The sequence below is a fragment of the Pseudonocardia sp. DR1-2 genome (assembly GCF_023717215.1).
Lineage (GTDB): Bacteria > Actinomycetota > Actinomycetes > Mycobacteriales > Pseudonocardiaceae > Pseudonocardia > Pseudonocardia alni.
In genome coordinates, this window is sequence record NZ_JAMQOF010000012.1 from 106,241 (window position 1) to 121,699 (window position 15,459).

The following is a 15,459-nucleotide window of genomic DNA, read 5'->3' on the forward strand; positions in this document are numbered from 1 at the left end:
GCCCTGCCCGGGGCCGGCCCCGCTCGACGAGGAGCACCATGTCCGCCAGCGCACCGTCCCAGCAGGGTGCCCTCGACCCCCGCCGCAAGCCCGGCAGGGTCGCACTCGCCAGCTACGTCGGCACGACCATCGAGTGGTACGACTTCTTCATCTACGGGATCGCCGCGGCTCTGGTCTTCCGCACCCAGTTCTTCCCACAGTTCTCCGAGACCGCCGGGACACTGGCCGCGCTGGGCACCTTCGCCGTGGGCTTCATCGCACGCCCGATCGGCGGCATCGTGATGGGCCACTACGGCGACCGCGTGGGCCGCAAGTCGATGCTGATCATCTCGCTGCTCATGATGGGCATCGCGACGACGTTGATCGGTCTGATCCCGACGTACGAGACCATCGGCATCTGGGCTCCGATCCTGCTGATCGTCCTGCGTCTGATCCAGGGCGCGGGTGTCGGCGGTGAGTGGGCGGGTGCGGTCCTCATGGCGGTGGAGAACGCGCCGCCGAGGCGTCGCTCGCTCTACGGCTGCTTCCCGCAGCTCGGCCTGCCGTCCGGCATCTTCCTCTCCCAGCTGGCGTTCCTGCTCCTCACCAGCACGATCTCACCCGAGGCCTTCGCGGCGTGGGGCTGGCGGATCGCCTTCCTCAGCAGCGCCCTGCTCATCGTCGTCGGCCTGATGATCCGGCTCGCCATCGAGGAGAGCTCGAGCTTCGAGAAGGTCCGGGACTCGGGCACCGTCGAGAAGATGCCGGTCGTCGAGGTGTTCAGGACGAGCCCGAAGCAGATCCTGGTCGGCAGCCTGGCGTCGGTCGCGGCGCCCGCGATCGGCTACCTGGTGTCGGTCAACATGGTCTCCTACGGCACCGTGACCCTGGGGATCCCGACGACGACCATGCTGTGGACCCTCATCGGCGTCAGCGTCGCCTGGATCCTGATGATGCTCGTGTCCGGGCTGGCCGGTGACCGGTTCGGACGCAAGGCCACCTTCGCCTTCGGCGCCGCGATCGGTGTGGTCTGGGCCTTCCCGATGTTCTGGCTCGTCGACACGGCCTCCCTACCGCTGATCATCGTGGGGCTGGTCGTCATCACCGCCGCGAACTCGATCATGGCCGGGCCGCAGCCCGCTCTGATCACCGAGATGTTCCCGATCCGGGTGCGCTACAGCGGGGCGTCGGTCAGCTACACCATCGCGTCCATCATCGGCGGTGGCCTCACCCCGCTCGCGGCCACCGCGCTGCTCGCGGAGTTCGAGAGCTCGGTCGGGATCTCGCTGCTGGTCGGGGGCGTCTGTCTGGTCAGCCTGATCGCCATTCTCTCGGCGAGCCGCCGCACCCTCGAGGCCGGCACGATCGACAGCGACCGGCCGGCCCCGGACCGCGTCCGTGGCTGACCGGGCCGAGCTGCCCGTCCGGACCCCCGTCACCGTCTCGGCGGTCCTCGCCGAGGACCGGATCACCGGGTGGCAGGTCGCTGCGGTCGCGACCGGTCCGGCCGTCCTGCCCGGGGACGGTCCGGACCACCGAGTCCTGTCCTTCGTCGCTCCCGTGGTCCGGGCGGAGCGGGGCATCGACCCTGCGGGCCTCGGGATCGGGCGGTCCGGAGCCCTGATCGGGATGGCCGTGGGCACCGCGGCCGGCGGTGTGCCGGCAGATCGCCGGGGGGCGCCGTCGCACGAGGCCGGTCGGCGTCGTGGTGTCCGGGGTGGCGACCGCGCCGGCCGCGACGTCCACCGGCGTCGCCACGCCGACCCTCGCCCGGGTCGTCGCCGGGTTCGGGTTCGGCGCCGCGATGCCGGGCCCCGATCCGCGAGGTTCAGACCAGCTGGCGGGTCAGGAACGTGACCACGCAGGCGGGCTTGGCCGCGCCCTCGACGCTGATCGTCATGGTGATGGCCAGCTGCAGGCCGCCCTTCACCTCGGTGACCTCGTCGAGTACCGCGGTGGCGCGGACCGTGCTGCCGACCGGGACCGGGGAGGGGAAACGGACCTTCTCGCAGCCGTAGTTCACGACGAGGCCGAATCCGGTGATCTCCAGGATCTCCGGCAGCAGTCGCGGCACCAGGGACAGCGTGAGGTAGCCGTGGGCGATGGTGCCGCCGAAGGGACCGTTCTCGGCCCGCTCGGGGTCGACGTGGATCCACTGGTGGTCGCCGGTGGCGTCGGCGAACTTGTCGACCGCCTCCTGGGTGATCTCGTACAGGTCGCTCCGGCCGAGCTCCTCGCCGAGCGGGAGCGCGCGGACTCCCTCGACGCCGTTCGCGGTGCGGGGCATCTCAGTTCCCTCCGAGGTCGAGCGGGGCGGGCAGGTGGTCGGGCAGCTCGCCCTTCAGCGGGCCCGCGAAGGCCTCCGCCACCTCCTCCGGCGACCAGCCACCGGCGTGGAGCTGCTCGGCGACCTCGGTGGGGTGGGTCCAGAGGGCGATGCGGTCGCCACCCGCGGCGATGGCCTGCCCGGTGACCGCGGCCGACGCGGCCGAGGCGAGGTAGACGATCACCGGCGCGACGTCGTCGGGCGAACCGAGTCCCCGGCGACGGACGTGCTCCGGCACCGGCTCACCACGGTCGACGGCGTCGACGAGCTCGCCGAGGCCCGGGATGGTGGCGACCATGCGGGTCAGCGCCGTCGGCACGATCGCGTTGACAGTGACCCCGATCTTGGCGTGCTCCGCGGCCCAGGTGCGCATCATGGCGACGATCGCGCCCTTGGACGCCGAGTAGGCGGTCTGGCCGAAGCTGGCACGCTGGCCCGCGGGTGACCCGACCAGGATCAGCCTGCCGCCCTCGCCCTGCTCACGGAACCGCGCGGCCGCGGCCCGGCCACAGGTGAACGTCCCCCGCAGGTGGCTGTTCACGACGAGGTCGAAGTCGTCGTCGGTGGTGTTCCTGAGCGTCTTGTCCCGCAGCGCGCCGGCGTTCGTGACCATCACGTCGAGTCGGCCGAACTCGCTGACGGCCCGCTCCACCAGTGCCTGCGCCATCTCGGCGCGGCCGACGGCGCCGACCTCGGCGACAGCCGACCCGCCCGCGTCGACGATTCCGCGCACCGTGTCCTCGGCGACGTCGCGGTCGAGGTCGTTGACCACCACGGACGCACCGGCAGCGGCCAGCGCTCGGGCGTAGGACCGACCCAGACCGCGGCCCGATCCGGTGACCACGGCAACCCTGCCGTCGAGCATGTGTCCTCCTCGTGCGCCGATCAGGCGCCATCGACTCGTGCGCTCGTCCTGCGCGGCCGTGACCCGACTCCGCGCACCGCGCTCGACGCTAGAGACGGGGCTGCGCAGGCGGATGCCGCCGATGACCGGTGTCCCGACCGCTTCCGTCGTGTGCGGGCTACGTCATTCGTCCTGCCAGGCGGTCAGGTCGTCGAGGTGGGCCCGGGTGCCGCGGCGCACCACCGCCCGGACGTCACCCGCCACCACTCGATCTACGTCATCCGTCGCGGGGCAGGGCGGCAGACCTGCCGACGCTGATCGGTCATTGCTCGCTGGCCCGATGCTCGGCGGGCTTCCTAGCGTGGAGCACCGGACCACGTGTGCCCCGGCGCACCCCGCACGACTCACCGAGGAGCGCCGCATGGACGCCAGCCGGCTGACCGCGATCGACGTGCACACCCACGTCCTCGCGTCCGTCACCGAGAAGGAGCGTTCCGGCTCCGGTTCCGACGCCCTGGCGGGCACGTTCGGGAGGATTCCCGAGCTGACGGTGCCCGAGCTGGCCGACTACTACCGCGAGCGCTCGATGGCCGCGATCGTGTTCACCGTCGACTCGGTGACCCGGACCGGGCAGGGGCCCCGGGTCTCCAACGAGGAGATCGCCGAGCAGGCGGCCGAGTACGCGGACACGCTCATCCCGTTCGCCAGCGTCGACCCCGGCCGCGGCGCGGAGGCGGTGCGGATCGCGCGGCGGTTGATCGACGAGCACCACGTCCGCGGTTTCAAGTTCCATCCCAGCGACCAGGGCTTCTTCCCCGACGACACGGCGGCGTATCCGCTCTACGAGGTCATCGCCGAAGCCGGGCTCCCGGCTCTGTTCCACAGCGGACAGACCGGGGTGGGATCCGGTCAGCGGGGCGGGGGCGGTATCCGTCTGAAGTACTCGAACCCGCTGCACCTCGACGACGTCGCCGTCGACTTCCCGGACATGCCGATCATCATCGCCCACCCCTCGGTCCCGTGGCAGGACGAGGCGCTGGCCGTGGCGGGCCACAAACCGCAGGTCTACATCGACCTGTCCGGCTGGTCCCCCAAGTACTTCCCGCCACAGCTCGTCGCGCAGGCGAACTCGCTGCTCAAGACGAAGGTGCTGTTCGGCTCCGACTTCCCGGCGCTGTCCCCCGACCGCTGGCTGACCGACTTCGCGAAGCTCGACATCAAGGAGGAGGTGCGGCCGCTCATCCTCAAGGAGAACGCGGTGCGTCTGTTCGGGCTCGACGACTCGGTCGAACCCGAGGAGGTCTGAACCGTGGACGCCTCGTTCGGCACGGTCTTCGAGGGCGTCGCCGCCCGGCTCCCCCACGCCGTCGCCATCTCCGAGCCCGGCCGTGAGTACAGCTTCGCGGAGTTCGACGACCGCGCCTCCCGCCTCGCCGCCGCGCTGGAGGCGGCCGGCGTCGGCCCGGGCAGCACGGTGGCCTGCTACCTCTACAACGGCGCTCCGTACCTGGAGACCGTCTTCGCGGCGTTCAAGATCGGCGCCATCCCGGTCAACGCCAACTATCGCTACACCGCCGACGAGCTCTCGTCCCTGCTCGACGACGCCGACTCCACCGCCCTCGTCTTCAGCGGGGAACTGGCGGGCAACGTCGCGCACGCGGCGACGAACGTCCCCACCCTGAAGCTGCTGGTGCGCGTCGGTGACGCGCCGGACGACGAGCCCGGTCCCGCGGCGCCCGACTACGAGCAGCTCCTGGCGACGACCGATCCGCGGCCGAACACTCCGCGCCCCGGCTCCGACCAGCTGTTCATGTACACGGGCGGCACCACCGGCAGGCCCAAGGGCGTCATCTGGCAGCACGCGGACCTGCTCCACAGCCTGGCCGTACCCATCTTCCGGCCGCTCGGCCTGGCCGGGCTCCCCCGCTCGCTGGACGAGGCGATCGAGGTCGCGGTCGCGGCCCACGACGACGACGCCGCACCCGCGATCATGCCCGTGGTGCCGCTCATGCACGGGACGGGCTTCTTCAACACCCTGGGCGCGCTGCTCGTGGGTGGCCGAGCGATCACCACGCGCCCCGGCCGGCTCGACCCCCGACACGTCTGGGAGGTCGCCGCGGCCCAGCGGGCCGGCACCGTCATCGTCGCGGGCAACGCGGTCTGCCGGCCGCTCGTCGACGAGCTGATCCGGGCGGAGAAGGCCGGGAGCCCCCACGACCTGTCCTCGTTGCGTGCCGTCCTGAGCTCCGGGACGGCCCTGAGCGACCGGCTCAAGCAGGCCCTGCACGAGCGCGCCCGGATCACGATCACCGACGCGATCGCCTCGAGCGAGGGCGGCCCGTTCGCCTTCGCGGTGACCACATCCGTCGACGACCTCCCCGCGCGGTTCTTCCCCGTGCCGGCGACCGAGGTCATCACGAACGACGACCGGATCCTGGAGCCGGGCGACCCCGAGACCGGGGTACTCGCCTACAGCGGGCCCATGCCCCTCGGTTACTACAAGGACAGCGCGAAGACCGACACGACCTTCCGCACGGTGGACGGCGTTCGCTACGCGATCCCGGGCGACCTCGCCCGGCTCGGGTCCGACGGCTCGATCAGCTTCCTCGGCCGTGGCTCCGGCGTGATCAACAGTGGCGGGGAGAAGGTCCACCCCCAGGAGGTCGAGAACGTCCTGCTCGCCCACCCGGATGTGATCGATGCCGTGGTCGTCGGAGCGCCCGACGAGACCTGGGGCGAGAGGGTGTCGGCCATCGTGGCCACGACGCGGGGATACCCGCGCTTCGAACTCGAGCTGCAGGACTGGGTCCGTACGTCCTTGGCCGGCTACAAGGTCCCGCGCACCATCGTGTTGGTCGACACGCTGCCACGCACCCCGACGGGAAAGCTCGAGATCGCCTGGGCGAGAGACGTCGTCAGCCGGAGGACGGACGGTCCCCGGGCCGCGGGCGCGGACGACAGCTCCCGCGGTACCGGGAGGCCGTGAGCGCTCCTGCTCCCGAGCGTGTGCCGGTACTTCGCCGGCCCCCGGGTCCGGTGGAGGCACCGGGTGCTCCGGGTCCGGGCCGATTCCGGAGTCGTCGGGGGTCCGGGGAGCAACCGGTTCCGACCGCGTGAGGGCACCGATGGCGGGGGCGGTCCCCGGGCAGCGGGTGGTGTCGCCGGTGGGCCCGAGGTAGGCGTGCGGCGTCGTCGGCGATCGCGAGGGCCTGCCGGTGGGTCGCCCAGGGGCGTTCGGGGGTGCGTTCGCGGAGGCGTTCGCCGCGACGGCGGCGTGATCCGAGTAGCGGGTTCGCGGCGATGAGTCGTTCGCCGGCGGCCTCGGGGAGCAGCATCGACAGCAGCTCCCGATGGTGGCGACGGTCGAGGCCGCGTAGCCGTCGGCGCGTGGCTGCACATGATCGTCCAAGGATCACAGCAACCAGAGACCCTGCAGGTCGGACACAGAAAAGGCGGCACCACCCGAAGGTGATACCGCCTCGTTCCGACCGTCGGGACGACAGGATTTGAACCTGCGACCCCTTGACCCCCAGTCAAGTGCGCTACCAAGCTGCGCCACGTCCCGGCCACCCCTCGCGGGGCACGTGGAACCTTACCGTACCCACGGCAGCATCCCACCGGGGGTGTCGTCCGTGGCGTCGACGCTGCGCACGAGCGCGACGGCCTCCAGCTGCGACCCGACGTCGAGCTTCGCGAGCACCGCCCTGACCTGCGTGCGGACCGTCGGGAGCGACACGACGAAGTGCTCGGCGATGGCGTGCGCCCGCACCCCGCCGGCGAGCAGTTCGAGGACCTCCCGCTCGCGGCGGGTCAGGGTCGCGATGCGTTCGCGGACGGCACGCTGACGGCGGTCCCACTCGACGTAGCGCTGCACGAGCTCGTCGCGGTGGGTGGCGTGCAACAGCGACCGCCCGACGCGGGCCTCCCGGATCGCGACGACCAGTGCGGGCATCGAGGCCGTCTTTGACACCCAGGTGAAGCCGCCCTGGTGCAGGGCCGCGCCGATCCGGGTGGGGCTGGAGCTGCCCGAGAGGACGAGGACCCGCCATCCCTGGGCGCGCAGCCCCGGGATGAGCGGGATGGTGTCGATCCGGCGGCCCTCGGCGTCGCGCCCGAGGTCCAGGTCGAGGACCAGCAGTCCGGGCTCGACCCCGGCGACGGCGCGGTGCACGTCGACGTGCGAGTGCGCGGGGCGGAACGAGGCCGGTTCGCCCTCCGCGCGCAGGGCCAGCGCCAGCGACGACCCGACGAGCTCGTGGTCGTCGATGATCAGCACCGTCGCGAGCGGTGCGACCGTCTCCGGCCGGGGGTGTGACACCCGCCCGCCCCCCACTCGGGCGGGTGTCACGTCAGGGCTCCCAGCGTGAGCAGGCCACGCCCCAGGAGCGCGGTCCGGCGGTCGAGCGCCGCGACCTCGTTCTCGTACTCCATCGGCCGGGAGCGGAGCTCCCACAGCTCGAGGGCCTGCCGCCAGGCGACGTCGCGCGCCAGCACCACCGGCACGTCGGCGACGCAGCCGAGCAGCTGCTCGGACAGCGAGGTCTCGCCGGGGTCGTTCCGGTCGAAGCCGTCGAGCAGGCGGACCATGTGCAGCGAGAACACGTCGTTCACGGCCCGGTAGTCGGCCCGCTCGGCCGGGCCGGGTGTACTGCGCCCGAGGACCGTGCAGGTACGCACGACCGCGGGCGCCAGATCGAAGTTGACGTGCGCGTTCACCCCGACCACCGCGTACTCCACCGGGGAGATCCGCTCGTGGTGACGGCGTTCCAGCAGCACCCCCCAGGACCGCGGCGGGGTCCCCCCGGTCGCCTCGGCGTACAGGGCCCGGAAGTAGCGGCGGGCGAACTCGACGTCGAGCCGGACCAGGAAGTCCCGGTCGGCGAACAGGTCGTCGTCGAGCTGGTCCCGGATGCCGCGGGTGATGCGCAGGTAGAGCCGGTTGAACGAGGCGACGCCGTCACCGGGGCCGTACTCGCACTCGAGGATCTCCTGGAGGTGCTCCAGGTGCGCGACGACACCGTCGATCGTCTCCGGTGGCGTCGCGAGCAGCGCTCCGACGCGCGCCCGGCCCGCCGGGGCCGTGCCCTCGCCGGAGGGCGTCTCGATGGTGGCCGTCATCGCCTGCCTCCGTGTCGCTCGATCCGGTGATCAGCCTGGTCGAACGTGCCCGGCGAAGGTATAGGGCGAATGACCTAGATGTCGGTGCGGTGCTCGCGGAGGACGGCCGCGGCGCTGGTGCGGTTGGTGACGTCGAGCTTGGCGAAGACCGAGGCGAGGTGGGCGCCGACCGTCTTCGGGGTGATGAACAGCCGGGCCGCGATCTGCTTGTTGGTGGCGCCGTCGGCGAGGACCTCCAGCACCTCCCGCTCCCGGTCGGTGAGCCGGGCCAGCGGACCGTCCACGGCGACCGGGGCACGACCGTCCGTCGCGACCGCGGCGAGCTCGGGCACCTCGATCCGGGCCCGCTGGGCGACCTCGGCGATCTCGCTGAGCAGTGGACCGGCCCGCAGGCCCGCGGCGAGCCGGGCGGCGCGGCGCAGGTCCGCGGTGCCGTCCTCGGTGCGGCGGCCCGCCAGCAGCGCCTCGGCGCTGCGCAGCCGGGCGTAGGAGCCCGGGTAGGGCTGGCCGAGGCCGTCCAGCAGGTCGGCGACGCCTCGCCAGGTGCCCGGGTCGGACCCCGCGGTGGTCCGGGCGTCCTCGGCGGAGCACATGGCCTCGTAGCTCGCGATGACCCCGCGCAGCGCGGGGGCGGAGCGGTCCCCGCGGTCGAGGAGGTCGCGCCGGTGGCGGCGCAGCCGTCGCAGTCCGCTGGCGTCGGGGGGACGTCCGGCGAGGACGGCCTGGGCGTGCGCGCGGGCACCGTGCCAGAGCAGCGGAGCGACCGCGAAGACGTCGTCGATGCCGGACTCGACGACGTCGAGCCCCTTCCCGACGTGGGCGAACGCCAGCTCCGGGTTGCCCCGCCACATCTCCAGCCCGGCGCGCAGGATCAGCAGCGGCAACCGCTGCTTGGGCAGGCCCGTCGATCCGGCGATCAGCTCGGCCGCGGTGAGGTCGACATCGGAGCCGTCGAGGTCGCCACGGCCCATCCGCAGCCGGGCGCGGGCCAGGCGCAGCTCCAGCATCTGCGCCCCGGACGGGCCGGCCGACCATGCCGTCGCCACCTCCCGTTCGGCCTCGTCCCAGGCACCGGCGCGGAACAGCCCGTTCGCCGCCACCACCCGCAGCGACACCGACGAGGTCCGGCCCAGCCCCAGCCCGGCCATCCGCTCGGCTCCCGCCCGGGCCGCGGCGACGCCGTCGTCGAGGGCGTTGAGCGGGCCGGTCAGCAGCTCCGCGCGCCGGGCCAGGCACTCCCCCAGCGTCTCCGGGTCGCCGTCGGCCTCGGCGACGGCGACGGCCTCGGTCAGCGCGTCGAGTCCGGCGGCGCCGTCGCGGGAGTGCGCGGCACCGAACCCGAGCGTCGCCAGTACCGACGCCAGTGCCCGCGGCTCCCCCACCCGGCGTGCCGCGACCAGCGCGTCCTCGGCGACGGCGCGGGCACCGGCGTAGTCGGCCCGGTCGAGCAGCGCGGCCGCGTAACCGGCGAGGACCTCGGCGCGGGCGGCGACGGCGGTGTCGGCCGGATCGTCGCCGGCGGGCAGGGTGGCGACGGCGCGCCGGTAGGCCTCCTCGGCCTCGGCCAGCTGGCCCGCCGCGCCGAGGTAGCGCCCGAGCCGGGAGCGCAGCACCGCCTGTGCGGTGCCGGGGGGCGCGTCGGGCTCGCCGAGCCGTTCGGAGAGCAGCGCCACGGCCGAGTCGTGGTCGCCCGCCAGGGCCGCCGCGGACGCGGCGTGCTCCAGGTAGCGGCTGCGGTCGCGGACGGCGTCGGGGACCGGCAGCGTCGCCGCGCGCAGCCAGTGCCGGTGCGCCTCGGCGTAGCCGCGCAGCCGTTCGGCCTCCTGCGCCGCGTCGAGGGTCGCCTCCAGCGCCTCGTCCGGGCGCCCGGCGAGCTGCCAGTGGTGGGCGAGGCGGGCCGCCGACCCGGGGACGCGGTGACCGCCGTGCAGCGCGGTGGCGTAGCGGCCGTGCAGCTCGACCCGCTCGGCGGGGAGCAGGTCCGCGGAGACGACCTCGGTCATCAGGCCGTGCCGCAGCGTGTAGCCGTCGGCACCGGCGACGACCACGAAACCGGCGTCGGCCGCCTCCCGCACGGCCGCGGCCAGCTCCGGCCCGTCGACGTCGACGACGGCGGCCAGCAGCGTGTGCTCGACCTCCCCGACCCCGGCCGCCACGGCCCGCACGACCTCCACCGCCCCCGTCGACAGCCCGGCGGCGCCCGCCCGCACCAGCTCGCGGACGGTCTGCGGCACGCCCCGCGGGTCCCCGTCGAGCACGGCACGGACGGTCTCGCGGGCCAGGAACACGTTCCCGCCGGAGTGCCGCCACACCAGGTCCTCGACGTCGTGGCGCCCCGGTGCCCACTGCGCGACCAGCTCGGCCAGCTCGTGCCGGGGCAGCGGCTCCACCCGGGCGAAGCGCACGCCGCGGTGGCGGCGCAGCTCCCCGGTGAGCCCGAGCAGGTCGATCGGGACGCCACCGGCCGGGTCGTCGCGGTAGGTGCCGACCAGCAGCACCGGCGACGACGACAGCGCCGCCAGCAGGTAGGCGAACAGGTCGCGGGTGGAGCGGTCGGCGCGGTGCAGGTCGTCGACGACGAGCACCACCGGTGCCCGGCGGGCCGCCCGCTCGACGACGGCGGCCAGCTCGCCGAGCATCTCGACCCGCCCGGCCGGCCCGTCGGCGCGGTCCAGCCGGGACAGCGCGGCCGCGCACTCCCGGCCCAGCGCGCCGCGGGTGCGGGACTGCTCGCGCAGCGCCGACACGACGGGCCAGAACGGCGGGGCGTCGGCGATGTCCAGCGCGCGGCCGGACAGCACGACCGCGCCGCCGCTCGTCGCGGTGCGGCCGAACTCCGACACCAGCCGGGTCTTGCCGACCCCCGCGTCGCCGCCGAGGAGCACGGCCGAGGCCCCGCCGGCGACGGCGTCACGCAGCGCGTCGGCGAGCAGGTCCAGCTCCGCGACTCGGCCGTGGAACACCTCGGCCGGGGTCTCCCTCACGCCCGGCCACGATAGTGACGGTGTCGTCACCGTTCCAGGGGTCCCGCGGCGACGGTGCGCCGGGCGAGCAGGATCGACAGCCAGGCGTGGACGCGGGCGTCGGGCTCGCAGCCCCGGCCGTCCCACGGGTGCAGCAGATCGGCGTACCAGGAGGCCTCGGTGCGGGCGTCGTCGACGAGTTCGTCGCCGCCGCACAGGGCCAGCGCCAGCTCGCAGGCGGCGCGCACTCGCCACACCCAGAGCCGCTCGAACACCGTCACCTCGACACCGTCACGTCCGGGCACTCGTCGGGGCACCGCCGGTGGTTACAGGCGCGGCGTCACGATCCGGCGACCTCGACCACGACCTTGCCGACGGCCCCGCCGGACCGCAGGTGCGCGACGGCGCCGGGGGCGTCGTCCAGGGACACGACCCGGTCGACGGTGGCGCGCACCCGGCCGTCGCCGACCAGGCCGAGGACCGGCGTCAGCGCGGCGGCGACGGCCGCCCGCTCGTCGGCGCTGCGGACGCTGAAGGTGGTGCCGATCAGGCGGAGCCTGCGGAAGGACAGGGTGTTGAGGTCCAGCGTCGCCGACGGGCCGGCGAGCCGGCCGATCTGCACGACGGTCCCGCCGATCCGCACGGCGGGCAGGGCCGCGGCCAGGTGGTCGCCGCCGACGAGGTCCAGCACGACGTCGACGGGCCCGTCGAGGTCGCCCAGCGCGTCGACCCCGACGAGCGGGACCGCCCCCGCGTCGACGAGCGCGGCGCGCTTGGCGGGCGAGGTCGTCGTCGCGAGGACCGGTGCGGCCCCCAGCGCGGCGGCGAGCCGGATCGCGACCTGCCCGACCCCCGTACTGCCGCCGAGCACCAGCACGGCGCCGCCGTCGGCGCCGAACCCGGCCTGGGTGACCAGCGCGTCGTGCGCGGTCTCCAGCGCGACCGGCAGCGCGGCGGCGTCGGTCCAGGACAGGCCGGACGGGACCGGCAGGGCGCGGCGGGCGTCGACGACGGCGTACTCGGCGAACGCGGCGGGCGCGGACGCGAACACCCGGTCCCCCGGCCCGCGGCCCGGGGCACCGGTGACGCCCGGACCGGCGTCGACGACCTCACCGGCGAGCTCCATGCCCGCGGTGAACGAGCCGTCGTCGTCGGCGTGCGGGACGGGATAGCCGCCGCCCAGCGCGAGCAGGTCGGCCCGGTTCACCCCGGCCGCCCGGACCCGCACGAGCAGCTCCCCCGGGCCCGGGACCGGGGTGTCGATCTCGTCGACCTCCCAGGTCCGGGCACCGGGACGGCCGCGCAGGGCCCGCATCACTTCTTCCGGGAGCGCTTCTCGCGGACCCGGACCGAGACGCGGATCGGCGTGCCGCCGAACCCGAACTCCTCGCGCAGCCGGCGTTCGACGAAGCGCCGGTAGCCCGCCTCGAGGAACCCGCTGGTGAACAGCACGAACGTCGGCGGGCGGGTCTGCGCCTGCGTCGCGAACATGATCTTCGGCTGCTTGCCGCCGCGGACCGGCGGCGGGGTCGCGGCGACGAGGTCGTTGAGCCACTGGTTGAGCCGCCCGGTCGGCACCCGGGTGTCCCAGGACTCCAGCGCGCGGTTCAGCGCGGGCGCGATCCGCTGGGTCGACCGCCCGGTCAGCGCGGAGACGTTGACCCGCTCCGCCCAGCGCACGCTGATCAGGTCGCGCTCCAGCTCACGGGTGAGCTGGTGGCGGCGCTCCTCGTCGACCTTGTCCCACTTGTTGAACAGGATGACCAGGGCGCGCCCGGACTCCACCACCATCGTCAGGACCCGCTGGTCCTGCTCGGCGATCGGCTCGGAGGCGTCGATCAGCACCAGCGCGACCTCGGCGGACTCGATCGCGGAGCTCGTCCGGAGCGAGGCGTAGTACTCCATGCCCGAGGCCATCTTGACCCGCTTGCGCAGGCCGGCGGTGTCGACGAAGCGGAACACCTGACCGTCGAGCTCGACCAGGGAGTCGACCGGGTCGACGGTGGTGCCCGCGACGTCGTGGACGACCGACCGCTCCTCGCCCGCCAGCTTGTTCAGCAGGCTGGACTTGCCGACGTTCGGCTTGCCGACGAGCGCGACGCGGCGCGGACCGCCCCCGGAGGCGCCGAAATCGTCGCGCGGGGTCTCGGGGAGGATCTCCAGGATCGCGTCGAGCAGGTCACCGGAGCCGCGGCCGTGCAGGCCGGACACCGGGTGCGGCTCGCCGAGCCCGAGCCGCCACAGGTCGGCGGTGTCGGAGGTGAGCCGGTCGTCGTCGACCTTGGTGGCGCACAGCATCACCGGCACGTCGGCGCGGCGCAGGACCCGCGCGACGGCCTGGTCGGTCGCGGTGGCGCCGACCGAGGCGTCGACGACGAGCAGCACGGCGTCGGCGAGGCGCATCGCGGTCTCGGCCTGCTTCGCGACGAACCCCTGCAGGCCGGCGGCGTCGGGCTCCCAGCCACCGGTGTCCATCAGCTTGAACCGGCGGCCGTTCCACAGCGCGTCGTAGACGACGCGGTCGCGGGTCACACCCGGCACGTCCTGCACGACCGCCTCGCGACGGCCCAGCATGCGGTTGACCAGGGTCGACTTGCCGACGTTCGGGCGGCCGACGACGGCCAGGGTCGGGGTCGCCAGCATCTCGTCGGGGTCGATCCCCGCGGTGACGACGCCCTCCTCGTCGACGGCCACGAACTCCGTCGGGTCCAGCCCGAGCCGGTCCATCTCGGCCCGGTCGGCCGCGTCACCGATCTCGACGCCGCTGCGGTACGCCCCGCCGAGGCTCGTTCCGCGTTCGCTGCTCTCGCTCACTGCTCTCTCACGTCCCCGGCCGCGTCGGGCCGTGTCACTTGCCTGTGTTCGTTGTCCAGTTCGCGGACCAGTGTCCGCAGGGCCTCCGTGACCTCGGTGGTCGCGGCGGCCAGGCCGTTCCGTCCCGGCGCCGTCGGCGCCGGCAGCGGGTCGCCGACCAGCACGTCCACCCGGGGGCGGAGGCGGCGGGCCGCACCCGCCGGGCGGTGCGTACCGCGCACCGCCACCGGCAGCAGCGGCGCCGATGCCGAGCGGGCCAGCCAGGCCGCGCCCTGCCGGGCACTGCCGATGTCGCTGCCGACCTCGCCGGTGCCGCGGGTGCCCTCCGGGAAGACGGCGACCATGCCGCCGTCGCGCAGGACCTCCAGCAGGGTCGTCAGCGGCCGCCGGTCGACGACGTCACGCCGGACCGGCACCTGTCCCAGCCACCGCAGCAGTGTCCCCACGATCCCGGAGAACATCTCCGCCTTCACCAGGAACACCACGCGGCGCCCGAACATGCCGAAGAGCAGAGGCCCGTCGACGAACGCGCTGTGGTTCGCGACGAGCACCACCGGACCGGTCGCCGGGATCCGCTCCCGGTGCCGGATCCGCACCCGGAAGAACGGGACCCACAGCCAGGTGCCGATCCAGCGGCCGAGGTCGTGCAGCCACCCGAGAGCGTCCTCCGGCAGCGCACGCGCCCGGCTCACCCGTCCAGCCCCCGCGCGGACACGAGCTCGCGCAGCTTCGCCAGCACCGCGTCCGCCGACAGGTGGTCGGTGTCGAGCACCAGCGCGTCGGCCGCCGCGTAGAGCGGGGAGACCCGGCGCGACGAGTCGAGCCGGTCCCGGCGTTCGACGTCGGCGAGGGTGACGTGCAGGTCGGCCTTGCGGCCCGCCTTCTCGTCCTGCCGCCCGCGCCGCGCCGCGCGGACCTCCGGCGACGCCGTCAGGTAGACCTTGAGGGGCGCGTCCGGCACCACGACGGTACCGATGTCGCGTCCCTCGACGACCATCCCGCCGTTGCCCTCGACCGCCGCGCGGATCAGGGCGTGCTGGCGGGCGACCATCTCGGCCCGGACCTGCGGCACCGCGGAGACGGCCGAGACGAACCCGGTCACCTCGGGGCCGCGGATCGGGCCGGAGACGTCCTCGCCGTCCAGGGTGATCGTCGGGGCGACCGGGTCGGTGCCCGACTCCAGACGGGCCCCGATCGCGGCGCGGGCGATCTCGTCCTCCGCCGCACCCTCGCCCAGGCCGGCGCGCAGCGCGGCCAGCGTCGCGGCGCGGTACATGGCCCCGGTGTCCAGATAGGCCGCCGAGCAGGCCTGCGCCAGCCGTCGGGAGACGGTCGACTTGCCCGTCCCGGACGGACCGTCCATCGCGACGACGCCCCGCAAGGCCACCTTGTTCCCCCACCGTGTTCGAGTTGCT

The 15,459-nt window shown here is 74.0% G+C and carries 13 protein-coding genes and 1 tRNA gene; 3 read left to right on the forward strand and 11 right to left on the reverse strand.

The features are described from left to right. The first annotated feature begins 38 nt into the window (after positions 1 to 38). Positions 39 to 1,385 (forward strand): MFS transporter, encoded by a 1,347-nt coding sequence (locus ND486_RS26860; RefSeq protein WP_251787130.1) that lies wholly within the window; start codon positions 39 to 41, stop codon positions 1,383 to 1,385. A 422-nt stretch (positions 1,386 to 1,807) separates the two neighbouring features. On the opposite strand, the gene ND486_RS26865 is transcribed toward ND486_RS26860, so the two are convergent. Next, complete coding sequence (locus ND486_RS26865; RefSeq protein WP_251787131.1) at positions 1,808 to 2,266, reverse strand: MaoC family dehydratase; 459 nt, start codon at positions 2,264 to 2,266, stop codon at positions 1,808 to 1,810. A 1-nt stretch (position 2,267) separates the two neighbouring features. Beyond that, positions 2,268 to 3,170, reverse strand: a complete 903-nt coding sequence (locus ND486_RS26870) for an SDR family NAD(P)-dependent oxidoreductase (protein WP_251787132.1) — start codon at positions 3,168 to 3,170, stop codon at positions 2,268 to 2,270. A 400-nt stretch (positions 3,171 to 3,570) separates the two neighbouring features. Here ND486_RS26870 and ND486_RS26875 point away from each other — a divergent pair, with 400 nt between their 5' ends. Both ND486_RS26875 and ND486_RS26880 read left to right on the forward strand, forming a co-directional pair. After that, the gene (locus ND486_RS26875) at positions 3,571 to 4,455 is read left to right on the forward strand and encodes an amidohydrolase family protein (protein WP_251787133.1); all 885 of its coding nucleotides are present in this window, start codon (positions 3,571 to 3,573) and stop codon (positions 4,453 to 4,455) included. A gap of 3 nt (positions 4,456 to 4,458) precedes the next feature. Beyond that, the gene (locus ND486_RS26880; protein WP_251787134.1) at positions 4,459 to 6,135 is read left to right on the forward strand and encodes an AMP-binding protein; all 1,677 of its coding nucleotides are present in this window, start codon (positions 4,459 to 4,461) and stop codon (positions 6,133 to 6,135) included. Between the two features lie 505 nt (positions 6,136 to 6,640). On the opposite strand, the gene ND486_RS26885 is transcribed toward ND486_RS26880, so the two are convergent. The 9 genes from ND486_RS26885 to cmk form a co-directional block, all read right to left on the reverse strand. Next, positions 6,641 to 6,714 (reverse strand) — tRNA-Pro (locus tag ND486_RS26885). 27 nt (positions 6,715 to 6,741) lie between these two features. Further along, the gene (locus tag ND486_RS26890; RefSeq protein ID WP_251787135.1) at positions 6,742 to 7,467 is read right to left on the reverse strand and encodes a response regulator transcription factor; all 726 of its coding nucleotides are present in this window, start codon (positions 7,465 to 7,467) and stop codon (positions 6,742 to 6,744) included. Positions 7,468 to 7,493: 26 nt separating this feature from the next. Beyond that, positions 7,494 to 8,267 (reverse strand): DUF5995 family protein, encoded by a 774-nt coding sequence (locus ND486_RS26895; RefSeq protein WP_224402733.1) that lies wholly within the window; start codon positions 8,265 to 8,267, stop codon positions 7,494 to 7,496. A 74-nt stretch (positions 8,268 to 8,341) separates the two neighbouring features. Continuing rightward, on the reverse strand, positions 8,342 to 11,251 hold the full coding sequence (locus ND486_RS26900; RefSeq protein ID WP_251787136.1) for a LuxR family transcriptional regulator: 2,910 nt from the start codon (positions 11,249 to 11,251) through the stop codon (positions 8,342 to 8,344). Positions 11,252 to 11,277: 26 nt separating this feature from the next. Next, positions 11,278 to 11,511 (reverse strand): hypothetical protein, encoded by a 234-nt coding sequence (locus ND486_RS26905; protein WP_224402735.1) that lies wholly within the window; start codon positions 11,509 to 11,511, stop codon positions 11,278 to 11,280. Positions 11,512 to 11,570: 59 nt separating this feature from the next. Then, positions 11,571 to 12,545, reverse strand: coding sequence for a zinc-binding dehydrogenase (locus ND486_RS26910; protein ID WP_251787137.1), 975 nt, complete (start codon positions 12,543 to 12,545; stop codon positions 11,571 to 11,573). Beyond that, positions 12,545 to 13,957 carry a ribosome biogenesis GTPase Der gene (gene der, locus ND486_RS26915; protein WP_374231895.1) on the reverse strand — a complete coding sequence of 471 codons (1,413 nt, stop codon included), beginning with the start codon at positions 13,955 to 13,957 and terminating at the stop codon, positions 12,545 to 12,547. The genes ND486_RS26910 and der overlap by 1 nt, the downstream gene beginning before the upstream one ends. Before the next feature lie 83 nt (positions 13,958 to 14,040). Beyond that, on the reverse strand, positions 14,041 to 14,736 hold the full coding sequence (locus ND486_RS26920; protein ID WP_208823969.1) for a 1-acyl-sn-glycerol-3-phosphate acyltransferase: 696 nt from the start codon (positions 14,734 to 14,736) through the stop codon (positions 14,041 to 14,043). Then, entirely contained in the window at positions 14,733 to 15,407 is a 675-nt protein-coding gene (gene cmk / locus ND486_RS26925; protein WP_251787160.1) for a (d)CMP kinase, read from the reverse strand. Before cmk ends, ND486_RS26920 begins: the two co-directional genes overlap by 4 nt. Positions 15,408 to 15,459: the final 52 nt, after the last annotated feature.

Bases quoted from the DNA above. Each gene is read 5' to 3' on its own strand.
- ND486_RS26860 (WP_251787130.1), top strand. From the start codon at position 39: ATGTCCGCCAGCGCACCGTCCCAGCAGGGTGCCCTCGACCCCCGCCGC.
- ND486_RS26865 (WP_251787131.1), bottom strand. From the start codon at position 2,266: ATGCCCCGCACCGCGAACGGCGTCGAGGGAGTCCGCGCGCTCCCGCTC.
- ND486_RS26870 (WP_251787132.1), bottom strand. From the start codon at position 3,170: ATGCTCGACGGCAGGGTTGCCGTGGTCACCGGATCGGGCCGCGGTCTG.
- ND486_RS26875 (WP_251787133.1), top strand. From the start codon at position 3,571: ATGGACGCCAGCCGGCTGACCGCGATCGACGTGCACACCCACGTCCTC.
- ND486_RS26895 (WP_224402733.1), bottom strand. From the start codon at position 8,267: ATGACGGCCACCATCGAGACGCCCTCCGGCGAGGGCACGGCCCCGGCG.
- ND486_RS26910 (WP_251787137.1), bottom strand. From the start codon at position 12,545: ATGCGGGCCCTGCGCGGCCGTCCCGGTGCCCGGACCTGGGAGGTCGAC.
- der (WP_374231895.1), bottom strand. From the start codon at position 13,957: ATGGACCGGCTCGGGCTGGACCCGACGGAGTTCGTGGCCGTCGACGAG.
- cmk (WP_251787160.1), bottom strand. From the start codon at position 15,407: ATGGACGGTCCGTCCGGGACGGGCAAGTCGACCGTCTCCCGACGGCTG.